This is a genomic window from Citrobacter sp. VF227, from assembly GCF_052950715.1.
Genome location: NZ_JBRFVF010000020.1, coordinates 1 through 12,382, shown reverse-complemented (window position 1 = coordinate 12,382; position 12,382 = coordinate 1). Strand labels below are relative to the sequence as shown.

The window sequence follows — 12,382 nt, the reverse complement described above, 5'->3', positions numbered from 1 at the left end:
GGCCGGGCATGATGCCCGCCGGGCCTTTCCTGTGGCATCGGGTTATCGTCTTACTCTTTTTCCACACTCACGGTGTACTGCACCAGTTCATGGCGGGCAGTCCCGGCCGGCAGGTCAGCCTCGCCCTTCAGCAACTAAATCGATAGCAGAAACACACCATAAACATACAGTATGAATAGTCCTGCAAGAGAAGACGATTCTGTCATCACAACAATAAATAAGGGTTGATATCACATAGAACACAAAAGTAGTAAATGAATCGCTACGGATATTCTAGATATTTTCGAACCATTGATAATATTTGTTTTCATATTCTGTCGGCGGCATCCGAACACTCGAAGCATGTCGACGTTTACTATTATAGCAATATCATTATGTAATCAAAATATCACGACGGACTTCCGCCTGCGCTTCTTAAATATTGTCCTTTAAATGCAGTATGGGATGTGTAGTGATATTGAGACCTGTTGCAACACCAGAAACAGAAAGGCCTCGGTCAACAACATGCTCGACTGTTTAAATTTCAAAATTATCAGGATAATGCATACTATTATTGAGCACTTCTCTTTAAGTCATCTTAAATAAATCTAAAGTATCTGTTAAAACCCGTAGCGATTCAAAATTTATTTCGCACTCAGCGTGATATTAACGTTCGCAATATAAGGACCACCTGGTAAGGCATTCTTTGCTTCCATAGAGAATTTATAACCTCCTGTAATGCCATGTATGTCAACGGGGGTACCTAAAGAAACAATTTTACCATCCATGTTAAGAATGAATACCTTTGCCCCCCCTAACAAAATTGCATCCCCTTCGACGGTATTGCTATCAAAAGTCAGTGTCCAGATACGGGCATTACCACTTCCAGTTGCACTCCAAGTCAGAAGCCGAGTAACTGGAATACCATTTAGCTGGAGGATTCCGAAATCAATAGTGTTCGCTCCGAGTGTCAATACCAGGGGAGTGGCGGTACGTGAACATTTAATATCAATATAATTTGGTGAGCCGACGACAGTTTGCTGACTCTGCGCTGACGCAGAAAGGAAGCCAGGTTGACTCTCCGCCCCGGGCCCAAGGACGGCCCGCAGATTACCGAACCGGAATGTGATATTCCTGTCACTGTATTCATTATAAACAGGGAGCATAACACTACCCTCACTAACAGGGGAATCGTAATTAGAACCTTTGCTAAAAGTCAGTTTTAACGCATTTACATAGTTTAGTAAAAGACTGTAGCTTGTTTTATAGGTATTAGTAAGTGTGAAATAATTACCATATGTTTGTGTCCCTGTTAAAGCGAGATCTCTGGTCACACCATTATGGTTAAAATTACGCAATGGAGATGTGACCGGAGATGTACCCAGTGGGGTATCTCCCTCGCCATAAACATAGTTAGTAGGGTATGTGACAAATATTGATGCACGCCAGACTCCCGACACAGCTGCTGATACTGAATTTATCATATTAGTGATATCTGCCGGTATCACCGGTTGACTATCAGCAATAACAACCGGGGCATCACTCATCCATCCCCATGAACTGAAAGAAAAAACAGAATCCCTGGGAAAGGATATAGCTCCATTTGAAATTTGAAACACTGGGGTCACAGAACCGCCCCCCTGCACACTGCAGCTATGCTCCATCAACTGGGCAGCGATACTAAAACCTGATGTGTATGGCAAAATACAAGATACAAGAATATTGGTTATAATTTTTTTCTTTTCCATACTTATATACTATTCTTAATCAGAATGTTGTCATTATCTATATATCGTGAAGACATTGCTAAAAAATTAAATTAAATTAAATTTCAATTAAATATTAAATATTAAATATTGATTAGTTTCTTTCGTTTTTAATGATATAGTTCCATTGTCCACTTTACTTAACGGTTACCTCTACATTCATTATTGCTGTCGCCGGACCCGCCGCCGCATCAGTTGAATCAAGATGCAGTGTGAAAGACATATTTCTGCTGTCCAGTGCAAATTCTTCGTCGGTCTTTACATCCAGGCCATCAGAGTCACGGAAGATACTGACTATCCCGCCTCCCAGTTCTATCTTTTTCTCTGTGGTCGCATTCGGGCTGAGAAATTTCACCGTCGCCGGTGGTACCTGTGAGCCGGAGGTCACCGTCAGTGTCAAAGGCCTGGTCGATGCATTTTTTTGCCCTAGGCTTACTGATCCAAAATCAATCTCAGGATTGACACTGATAGTAACAGGAATACCATCCGCACTGCACTGAGCTGAAAAAACTCCAGTGACAGGTCGCCATAAATCTCCGCCGGGCAACGGCAATAACGTACTAGTATTGCCGACAAACACCTCACTGATACGCCCCTCGATGGTAAAGCTGTGCGTAGCATGCTCGGGTATATCAGCCACGTCAAAATTCATATGAAATGTCTGCCTGTACAGAGTATCGAAACCGATGACATTGAGAAATTCAGGTGAATTCACCGGGGATATATATATTCGATTGTTGTACCCAGGGGAGGTAAACTCGCCAAATTCCGACCCGCCTCCGACAGCGCCAGTCTTTAGGGCGCATGAACCGATTCGCGTGTCACACTCCAGGGTACGAAAAGAAACAGTATTTGTGCTAGGTTTGTTAAACTGAACCAGCAATGAATTACCGCGCTGAAGTTCTGGAGGAGCCGCAGTAAACTGTGCCAGAATAGTGTCGGCATTTCCAAAGGTAGTGTCACGTACCTGTGTCCAGACATATTTAGGATAGCCAGCCCACAAGTCAACAATCAGCCCCTGCCGGACCAGATGGTCATTTACCCAAAGGGTAGTTACACCTGTCTCAGGCATTGTACATGTATAATACCTTGCCAGTAATGATGGAGAAAACATCAGAGAGCAGACAAAAATAAGACACTTTTTTTTCATTGGTTTTATTCCTTAGTCCATTTTCAGTTAATACTTTTATAAATACTCTGAATTAACAGAAAACCAGTTACCCCGAAAAACATCTCAAAAAGGAAAATAAAAAAATCAGATGACAGAATTGCTATACTGTAATCCAGCACAATCTCAAATTGCTCAGGGGCGGGGTCAGTCCAGTGCCTACCCCTTCTGCAATGAGGCATAATCCAAGCCGTTCTCAAATGAAATACTCTTTCCCCTTATTATTTTCTAAATCCATAGTGCAAGGAATACAGCTCGCATTTATTGCTGGTCTCAGCAGACCTCAGTAACAGCTCAGTTAGCCGTCAGGATAATATTAAGATTGACAGCCTGAGGGCCAGGATTAGCATTACCGGGATCCAGTGAAAGCGTATAATTCCCAGATGTACCGCTGATAGTTACAGGTTCATTGAGGGCCACCAGATTCCCCCCATCAAGAACAGAGACTTTTGCCCCTCCCAGACTGATGTATTTCCCAGACGAGTCCGTCGCCTCAGGTTCAAAAGTGAGTGTCCAGACTCCCGCCTGTCCGGTACCTGTAGCACTCCACCTCAGGGGGTGAGTGACGGGCGTGTTACTGCCCAGCAGGAGCGAACCAAAATTAATGTCTTTTGGCTCAAGCGTCAGTGTGAGGGGAGTGGCACTTCGGGTACAGGTGACAGTCAGCGGTGCGGCAGACATAAAAATCTGGTCCCCCCAAGTTGCTCCGTAGCCAAAATTATTTTCAAGTAGAGACAATCCAATGATACTTCTGGGTGAATAGGTAAATCTGATGGTATTGGCAAGGTATTCATTAGGGGTACTGAAATTAAGTATAGTAGAAGTAATCCCCGACCAGAATGCAGAGTAGCCAAGTTGCTCTTCCATGCGGATTATCCACCCATACAGAGTACCGGGAGTTGGATTTTTACAGATCACCTGCATGGCATTCCTATGATTTGTGGTTGCCTGCCCGGCGACGCTAAAGTTTCCTCCATTATTTTGCACTGCATACCCCGGGGCTGGGTTGGTTCCTATCCAACTGGGGGGGAGTCCTGAACCAAATAAACCGAGGTCACTTGGTAAATATTCATAAGCATCCACACTTCCCGGGCCACATGCCACGTAATAATGTCGCTTCAGAAATGTATTACTTCCAATAGTAGCCTTGTATGCGTTAAGTGTTGTTTCATCTACCATCTGTGTTGACGTTACTTTTGAGTCATCCATGGGAGAATAGCTATCTCCCCAGACCACGAGTCCTGCCGAATTCCCCGGACCAGTTCCTGGGTTTGACGGCCAGACATCAATCAAACGCGTTCCAGCAGTAGTACAGGTGTACGGAAACACTCCTGCGGCCTGTAACTGGGAGGTACTGGTCAGGGTGAACAGGAGTCCAGCTTTCAGAAGTTGATGCTTTCGAACTATCTTTTTACAAAATGGATTAAAATTCATCTTTTATCTTTTATCTTTTATCTTTTATCTTTTATCTTTTATCTTTTATCTTCTTTTGTATTTAAGTTTCAATACAAGGTTGAACAATAAAAAACAAGTTATGAGTTTTGTTTAAATCATAAACATTCTGCCCTGCATCACAAGTCAGCAGATATTAGTTCACCGTCATTGTAATTATCATACTTTCAGTCGCCTCGCCTGGAGTTGCTCCTACAGCGCTCAGATTTGCTACAAATGTGGTGTCACGAGCAGTTATGGGTATAGCCTGCCCCATAGCATACTCAATGGTTTCCCCCGTGTTCCAGATACTGACTTCACCTCCGTTTAGGTTAATCCTACCGTTACTTTTCATCCCTGGCGAACTGAAAGTGATAGTGCCTGTAGGGACGTTAGTTCCGGATGTGATGTTGACACTGAACTCACGTGTTATAGAAGAGGGGCTCCCTATCTGCACTCTGCCAAAGACGATATCAGCACTGGTTGAAATAGTTAGTGGCGCAGGTTGTGTAGTACAGGTCATGCTTATTTGGCGATTGACAGAGTGCGATCCTACTGGGTTTGCCGGAGTCGTTATAGGTCCATTAGCTATCCATGATAGCGTAACATCTACGGTAAGATTTGAGGTAACAGGAGTATATTTCTCGTCGTCAGGGATATTTACGGAGAAAGCGTCAGTATTTACCACGAATAAGATACTTTCACCAGTATAAATACGACCTGAGCTACCAATAGGTGACTTTAACGTTGCTACAACTCCACCTACGCTAGTCGTCCCGGTTGGTAAGTATCCAGCGTAACTATAGCAGCTATTTTCAATTGAAAATACTCCACCAGTAGAAAATCGTGCACAGGTAGTTTTATTCCCTGAGCCACGTATGTCGCGTTCGCCTAGACGCCAGAATAAACCATAATTCAGCGATCGTGGAAGTGCATCAAGGACCGCTCGCGTTAGTGCGTCAGCGTTGGGAGAAGTAAAGGCGGGGGGATTTAGTATAATAGACAACGTGTCGCCAACCTGCGTCTTGCGTGTAAAATCGACCGATTCCAAGACAAAATCGTCTCTGAACGGATTGGGGGAACACATCACTGTAAGTGCTTTTGCGGTGGTTATGCTACACACAAATACGAAAGAACAGATTATATAGTTCAACAGCTTATTCATAGATATTCATTCCTAATGAAAACTGACGAATTCACAAGTTAATCCAAAATTTTATTATTTTATTCAAGAATAAAAGTCATTTTAGCTACTCATGTTAACCATTGTTTGTAATGACAGTTATACCTGCATAAGGATTTCCACTTTCGACCACCCAGCTACGATGGGCTGCTCAATAAATCACAATTTGTGAATCCCAAAGTCTCATAGTTTCGTATTTACTCCAGTCCGTACATGTCAGGGCACAACGACTTGTAAGTCTTCATTCCAGCTTCAGCAATAAATCTGAAACTCAGCATCTGATGTGTTAAGGATAAACCACGCTGAGCCGCAGGGTCGCCGTGGTCTGACCCCGGGGTGTGGTGGCGTCCACCAGTGTGTAAGGCGTCAGCACGCAGCTCCGGTTATTATTTCCACTGCAGAACCGCTGGGCTTTATTGTCCTTTCCACTCCCGTCAAGGTACACGGTACTGCCATCCGCAGACGTCAGCCACAACTGCGCCGGCGTGCCGGTATTTACAGGCCCCGTCATGTCCACCCGGGTTGTGCTGCCTGCCGTCAGACTGCCGGACACCACCTCCGCATACAGCGCCGTATCTGTTGCTGTCGGGCAGGCTATCTCCACACTGAACGGGCTGTACTGCTTTGTCCCCGGCAAAATACTTCCCAGAAACACCTGGTCCGGCACCGTCAGCGTGCACGGCGGCGACGTAAAGGTCGCCTTCAGTGTCACGGTCGCAGTCGCCACATTGGTGGCGGCATGTGCGTTATGTATCCCCGCAACCAGCAGCGGCAGGGACGATATCAGCATCACCAGTACATGTTTACTGAATCTCATAATCCTGAACCCCGCCCCAGTCGTTAATCGCCAGCACTGTCACCTTTCCTCCGGCACTCAGCCCGGTATCCGCCTCACTGAACGGCGCCAGCATCGCCAGACCCGCAGTTTTATCCTTCGGGATGGTCACGGTCTTCCCGTTCACCTTCAGCCCCGTCACCGCAAAGTAATACGGCGTCGGGTTCTTCAGCCAGGTCGTGCCTTTGTCTGCCGTGGTCAGCTTCTTCTCCGCGTCCTTACGCCCTTCCGTCAGCGCCTTCGGCCGGTAAATCAGCTTCACCTGCGTGTTCATTGCTATCGCCAGCACGCTCCCCTCGGTCTGAGCCGGCTTTGGCGGCAGCTCCTGGGCGTTAATCCGGAACATTGACTCCCGGTCTGCCGGCAGGGCCGGGTTCACGTTCATCAGGCGGATTATCTGCTTTTTACCCGCGTCCACCTTAAATACCGGCGGGGACGGCACCATAAACACGTCAGACGGGTTCTGTGAGATGTTGTCTATCCATATCTGGCCGCCGTAGGTGTCCTTCGCGTTATTGGTCACTTCCAGCGAAATATTTTTCTTCCCCTCCTCATAAATGAAGCGGGTCCCGTTCAGCACAAAGGCGGCCATCGCCGGCGTGGCCAGAGTGGTGGCCAGCAGCGCGGCCAGCGTGGTGGTCAGTAATGCTCTCTTCTTATTCACAACGTATCTCCTGAACTGAACGGACATCAGCCTTAAGCCCGGCGGCCGCAAAGCTGCACTGCATGCCGTTACTCTGACTGATGGTGATTTTTTGCGGGGCGGCCAGCAGGTTCATCAGCAGCACCCCGTTGTTGGTGATAAACCCGGCATCCAGCCCCTGCTCTGTGGTCGCACTGCCGCCGGTTAAAATATTGCCCTGCGCATCACGGACCCGCAGGATATAGCGCTGCACGTTCTGGAAACCAAACTCCCGGTAAATGATGGCCTTCTCCGTCGGGACCACGTCATAGGACGTGTTCAGCAGCTCTGCCCCGTCCGGCACATTCTCCGGATTGATACTGATGGTGGTCGGGTTATAGCCCGTCAGGTACACCACCGTGTTTCCGCCGCTGTTGGTCGGCAGGGAGCCGTTAAAGGTCACCCCCGGAGTGTCCTTAATCCGCAGCACCGCCACCGTGTCAGACGACTCTTTCGTCAGCAGCAGCCCGGTCTGTGCCGTGGCAATGGCGGACCCGGACAGGTTGCCGGACAGCGTGGTGGTCTCCCGGCTCTGCGACACCGCCATGTTGGTCTGGATACGGTCAAAGGCATAACTGACCGAGGCCCCGGCGTTACTGTTATTTCTCTCATCGGTCCCGGCGTTAACGCTGTAGTTCAGACGGTCACTGAGGGTCGCGGAAGTACTGGTGTTAAATGACGTCCCGTTGTAGCGGCTGTACCCCACCGTATTGCTGCTGTAGTGCCGTACCCCGCCCAGCGTGAACGGAATACTCACCCCCAGCGAGCCGGAGTAATCGTCCCGGGTGGACCACGCGCTGCGCGACCAGTTGCCGCTCAGATAAACGGAGATGCCGTTCATGACGGTGGTGCTGGCCGACAGGCTGGCCCCGAACGCATCCCGCTGGTCTCCCCAGTAGGTCTGCTGCCAGAAGGAACCGCTCAGGTAAGCGTTGTCCATCCGGTGGCTCAGTCGGGCCTCATACCGGGCCTTTTCCCTGCCGGTGAAACAGGTGTAGTTGTACTGGTAGCGGTACTGCTCATCCCGCCCCTGATTATCAAACTCATACCCGTTACAGCGGTAACGCTCATCCGGGCGCCAGCTGGCAAACTCGGTGTAGCCCGGACTCTGGTAACGGTAGGTCAGCAGCTGGATATCGGTGTTGTTGGTGAAGCTCTTGGCATATTTCACCGTGGCACTCACACCCTCACGCTGACTTCCGTCGTCATACTGCGCCCGGGAGCCATTCACACCGGCAGAAAATGCCCCCCACTCGCCCAGCGGCTGGGTCAGCCCGAGACCGGCGGCCTGATAGCGGTTATGCAGGATGGTGGCCATATTGAGGGTGGTTGTCGGCAGACCCCAGTCGAAGCTGGCCAGCGCAAACGTGCCGTTGCCGGAGGAGAACGCATCCTCCAGTCTGTTGGTGTCGTTGCGCTGCCCGACGGCGACGTTGTACTGATAATCTCCCGGACGCAGCAGTGACGGCAGAGTGGCCACCGGGTATTCGGTCACGCTCTTGTGTCCGCTGTTATCCTCGACGGTCACCACCAGGTTCCCATTACTGGTCGACGAGATATCATCCAGACGGTACGGTCCCGGCGGAACGACACGGGAATAAATGGTATAGCCACCCTGCGACACCGTGATGCGGGAGGTGGAAGACGCCACCCCGGTAATCAGGGGCGCATACCCCCTCGTCTGCCAGGAGCGCATGTTACTGTTGGAGCGCACGGCCGCACCGTAAAATCCGAAGTCGGAAAACAGTTCAGTCCGAGTCTGGGAACGGCCCAGTAACAGGTCACCCTTAATCTGGCTGATGGCAGTGGACAGGGTCAGGTTATTGGTGGTGAATTCACTGCCCCAGGCATTACGTGCCCCGGTCATGTCACTGGATAAAATCCAGCGCCCCAGGTTCAGGCTGGCATTAAAGTTCCCGTAAGCGTTGAGGCTGTCATCGTTATAACCGTACCCACTGCTGCCGCTCTGTACGTTTTTATTGAAGTTACCGTTATACTTCAGACGCAGACCATTAATCCCGTAGTCCCACCGGGACGCATCATTTTTCTCCGGCATCCAGGCCTGGGGAATGACAAAGTCTAACGTCTGGGCACCCATATCCATATTCAGGCGCGTGCTCTCCTTGCGCCCCAGGGCATAACAGCCCCGGACCTTATCAAAGGTCTGTTCATAGGGCTCAGACAGGAAGAATATGCCGGCATTCTGCAGCCACTCGGGACTCAGGCAGAGCTGACCGGATTTTTCATCCTCGGGGCTGACCGTCAGTGACATACGCCCGGTCCGGGAGCCGTTGAGCATCACGTCGACAAAATACTGACCTGCGGGATATTTCACGCCATCCTTCAGCACCGAAGGGACTTCGGTTGTTCCCTGCATGAATGCCGTGTTGATTTCCGTGGCATATCCCAGAGAAGAATAAACACTCAGCGCCAGAAGCGATAACGCAGGCTGTTTTAATGTTGTTTTCATACTGACCTGCCTTCGGGGCAATCCAAAGCGACAGCGACATCCGCAAAAGGATAATCTGACGCACGGTTAACACTATGAGACTCTGACTGGTATCTCCGACAGAATCCAGGGGGGGGAATGCCAAGCCCGGCAGAACTTAGTTGTAGGCAACAACAAATGCTGCTGCGGACTGGTAGTCACCCACAATGCCACCACCATTCAGGTAAGCATTGAATTGCGCACCGTCGGTGGTCAGTTTGGTGGCATCAAAATCAGTGGACAGCGTGCCGCTGTTGATGTCCTGAAGCGGGGTGGTGACAGCGTTCACGGCGTAAATTCTCGTCCACGCGTCGCTAGCCAGACCTGACTGCGCTTTCAGACCGTTGGCGTCGAACGGACCCGACCAGCCAATAGTGACGTTACCGGTCAGGTTCTGACAGCCTGCCTGAGTTCCGTCCGCCTTCAGGGTGAAACCCACCTCATTACCGGCCCCACCTGTTGACGCCGTACCCAGCTGCACCAGGTTGTTCACCGCCCCGCCCACTTCCGGCTTCAGGTCACAGGTCACATCAGTCACCACGCCCAGGAACTGAACTTCGCCGCTGGCCGCCATCGCAGAACCGGACATGACAGCCAGAGCCAAAGCTGAAACTGCCAGTAAATATTTCTTCATTTTTAAATCCTTTTTAATGTTGTTTTCATATTGACTCGCCTTCAGGGCACCCCAAAGCGACAGCGACACCCGCAAAAGAAAAATCTGACGCACGGTTAACATTATGAGACTCTGCCGGATATCGCCGGCAGAGTCTGGGACCCGATGTCAGCCCCGGCACAACTTAGTTGTAAGCAACAACAAATGCCGCTGCGGACTGGTAGTCACCCGCAATGGCACCACCGTGCAGCTCAGCCTTGAACTGCGCACCGTCAGTGGTCAGTTTGGTAGCATCAAACTCAGTGGACAGCTTGCCGCTGGTGATATCCTGAACCGCGGTGGTGACAGCGTTCACGGTCGAAATCTTCGTCCATGCATCGGTAGCCAGACCTGACTGCGCCTTCAGCCCCGTGGTGCTGAACGGACCCGCCCAGCCAATAGTGGCGTTACCGGTCAGGTTCTGACAGCCTGCCTGAGTTCCGTCCGCCTTCAGGGTGAAATTCACCGCCGTACCGGTCCCACCTTTTGCCACCGTACCCAGCTGCACCAGGTTGTTCACCGCTCCACCTGTTTCCGGTGTCAGGTCACAGGTCACATCAGTCACCACGCCCAGGAACTGAACTTCGCCGTTGGCCGCCATTGCAGAGCCGGACATGACGGCCAGAGCCAGAGCTGAAACTGCCAGTAAATTTTTCTTCATTTTTTAATCCTTTTTAACCGTACCGGTACCGGTACTCCGATTTTTTAATTAACATAATTTTTAATTAGCACCACGTGCTATTCCTTTGATGGTGATGCTCCCACCCGTCCGTAAATCCCTCCGGACCCTTTTACCACCCCAAAGCGGTAATAAAAGACCATCCCGAGTTTGCCGTAAAAAAAAATAAACACATCGACCAGCAAACCGGGGCTGATATCTTTAATACTTTTATTTTTACTTTGTTAACATACGAATCAAAAAAGCTACACACCTGTATTTAAAAAATCACCCCACTAAAAAAAATGAACAGAAAATTTTTATACTGCTCATGTTATGGTGTTTTATCTTTTCCCACGCTACCGCCCTTCCGATGTTCACTCACCCGAATAATAAAAATGACAGAAACCCATTTCTGATAAACACCCCCTGCACCGGATAATATTTATCGCAAACAATGTTATATATCAGACAACCTGTTCCAGACTGTCTTTATTCAGTACAACACCGGCACGGCCGGGGCAGAACATCCAAAAGAATGACGGAGTAAGAACCTCCGTTCAAAGGCACGTTCGGATAGTTATTGTTATATTTTCCTGCGACAGAAATCTGACTGCATTATATTAAAGAGAACACTCGCACTTCTCTTCCCGGAAGTGCAACGGACACCCTCCCTGATGGCTGGCACACGGAAACATTTGCTGAAGCAGAACACTCACACTCTGCAACTGCCTTATTTTTATTGAAAAATAGCTGGCTGTGACGCCGAACTGACCACAGGCTTCCCGGCGGGTTTTACCAAACACCAGAACCTGCTCCAGCGCGCAGACCATTCTGGGGTTGCTGATGTCGCAGACGTCAACCAGACTGAAAAAATATTTCTTATCAACTTTCCCGGGTATTAAAATACCCGGCTTCTGATAATCAGATAAAGAAACCCGCATATTGTCACCCTCTGCCGTATACTTGTTTATTCAGGCAGGCATTTCCGAAAGCCCTCATCTTTAAAAGCCCGCCCCCCATGCCACCGTTAACGATAAAGGCAACTCCCGGGCGCGGGTTTTCAGAACGTGACACAGCGCCGCCCGTCGCTGATACATTTTTCTTTTGTCAGTCTGTGCCTTTACTGCCAGAACACTGACTTTCTCTCCACCGGCAAACCATTGTCTGGCCTCATGACATAACCGGGTTGAACGAACTTTTTTTGCAAGCAGCCGGTAAAGACATTCTTCAACATCCGTTAATACTGTTTCCATTGCCGGCACAGCCCCCTCTGATTCATGCAAAAAATGTCTGTGCGGCGCCGCGAAAAAATGCGTCTGCATTATTCCCTTTTTCAGGTATTGCCGTAATGTGTCAGGCAATAAACCGGCACTTTCGACAAACAGCGTTCGCCCGATGTAATTCGCCACGGCTTTATCAGAAAGACGAACACTGTTCTGAATAATGACAAAGTGCGCGTTCCGGTTACATCGTCTCAGGTTGTAAAGCAGTCCCACGTGATTACGGGCGACCACATCCAGTATCAGACACTGTGGTC

At 49.5% G+C, this 12,382-nt stretch carries 10 protein-coding genes; all 10 read right to left on the bottom strand.

Features of this window, described 5'->3' with window-relative positions; genetic code table 11:
- Window positions 1-623 precede the first annotated feature (623 nt).
- On the bottom strand, window positions 624-1,727 hold the full coding sequence (locus ACU8YC_RS24245) for a hypothetical protein (RefSeq protein ID WP_446895868.1): 1,104 nt from the start codon (window positions 1,725-1,727) through the stop codon (window positions 624-626).
- Window positions 1,728-1,881: 154 nt separating this feature from the next.
- A complete protein-coding gene (locus ACU8YC_RS24240; protein WP_446895867.1) occupies window positions 1,882-2,895 on the bottom strand; it encodes a hypothetical protein in 1,014 nt (337 codons plus the stop codon).
- A gap of 312 nt (window positions 2,896-3,207) precedes the next feature.
- The gene (locus tag ACU8YC_RS24235; protein ID WP_446895866.1) at window positions 3,208-4,347 is read right to left on the bottom strand and encodes a hypothetical protein; all 1,140 of its coding nucleotides are present in this window, start codon (window positions 4,345-4,347) and stop codon (window positions 3,208-3,210) included.
- Between the two features lie 1,466 nt (window positions 4,348-5,813).
- Window positions 5,814-6,344 (bottom strand): fimbrial protein, encoded by a 531-nt coding sequence (locus ACU8YC_RS24230; protein ID WP_446895865.1) that lies wholly within the window; start codon window positions 6,342-6,344, stop codon window positions 5,814-5,816.
- Entirely contained in the window at window positions 6,331-6,954 is a 624-nt protein-coding gene (locus tag ACU8YC_RS24225) for a fimbrial chaperone (RefSeq protein ID WP_446895869.1), read from the bottom strand. The genes ACU8YC_RS24230 and ACU8YC_RS24225 overlap by 14 nt, the downstream gene beginning before the upstream one ends.
- 64 nt (window positions 6,955-7,018) lie before the next feature.
- Window positions 7,019-9,514, bottom strand: coding sequence for a PefC/AfrB family outer membrane usher protein (pefC, locus tag ACU8YC_RS24220; protein WP_446895864.1), 2,496 nt, complete (start codon window positions 9,512-9,514; stop codon window positions 7,019-7,021).
- A gap of 136 nt (window positions 9,515-9,650) precedes the next feature.
- Window positions 9,651-10,166, bottom strand: a complete 516-nt coding sequence (locus ACU8YC_RS24215; RefSeq protein ID WP_446895863.1) for a fimbrial protein — start codon at window positions 10,164-10,166, stop codon at window positions 9,651-9,653.
- Window positions 10,167-10,329: 163 nt separating this feature from the next.
- The gene (locus ACU8YC_RS24210) at window positions 10,330-10,845 is read right to left on the bottom strand and encodes a fimbrial protein (RefSeq protein ID WP_446895862.1); all 516 of its coding nucleotides are present in this window, start codon (window positions 10,843-10,845) and stop codon (window positions 10,330-10,332) included.
- 620 nt (window positions 10,846-11,465) lie between these two features.
- Window positions 11,466-11,786: a PapB/FocB family fimbrial expression transcriptional regulator gene (locus ACU8YC_RS24205; RefSeq protein ID WP_446895861.1), complete on the bottom strand. Its 321-nt coding sequence runs from the start codon at window positions 11,784-11,786 to the stop codon at window positions 11,466-11,468.
- Between the two features lie 60 nt (window positions 11,787-11,846).
- The coding region (locus ACU8YC_RS24200) for a hypothetical protein (protein WP_446895860.1) at window positions 11,847-12,382 on the bottom strand (536 nt) is incomplete at its 5' end.

Excerpts from the sequence above, each read along its gene's own strand:
- ACU8YC_RS24245 (WP_446895868.1), bottom strand. The coding sequence starts at position 1,727 with ATGGAAAAGAAAAAAATTATAACCAATATTCTTGTATCTTGTATTTTG.
- pefC (WP_446895864.1), bottom strand. The coding sequence starts at position 9,514 with ATGAAAACAACATTAAAACAGCCTGCGTTATCGCTTCTGGCGCTGAGT.
- ACU8YC_RS24240 (WP_446895867.1), bottom strand. The coding sequence starts at position 2,895 with ATGAAAAAAAAGTGTCTTATTTTTGTCTGCTCTCTGATGTTTTCTCCA.
- ACU8YC_RS24230 (WP_446895865.1), bottom strand. The coding sequence starts at position 6,344 with ATGAGATTCAGTAAACATGTACTGGTGATGCTGATATCGTCCCTGCCG.
- ACU8YC_RS24205 (WP_446895861.1), bottom strand. The coding sequence starts at position 11,786 with ATGCGGGTTTCTTTATCTGATTATCAGAAGCCGGGTATTTTAATACCC.
- ACU8YC_RS24210 (WP_446895862.1), bottom strand. The coding sequence starts at position 10,845 with ATGAAGAAAAATTTACTGGCAGTTTCAGCTCTGGCTCTGGCCGTCATG.
- ACU8YC_RS24215 (WP_446895863.1), bottom strand. The coding sequence starts at position 10,166 with ATGAAGAAATATTTACTGGCAGTTTCAGCTTTGGCTCTGGCTGTCATG.
- ACU8YC_RS24235 (WP_446895866.1), bottom strand. The coding sequence starts at position 4,347 with ATGAATTTTAATCCATTTTGTAAAAAGATAGTTCGAAAGCATCAACTT.
- ACU8YC_RS24225 (WP_446895869.1), bottom strand. The coding sequence starts at position 6,954 with ATGGCCGCCTTTGTGCTGAACGGGACCCGCTTCATTTATGAGGAGGGG.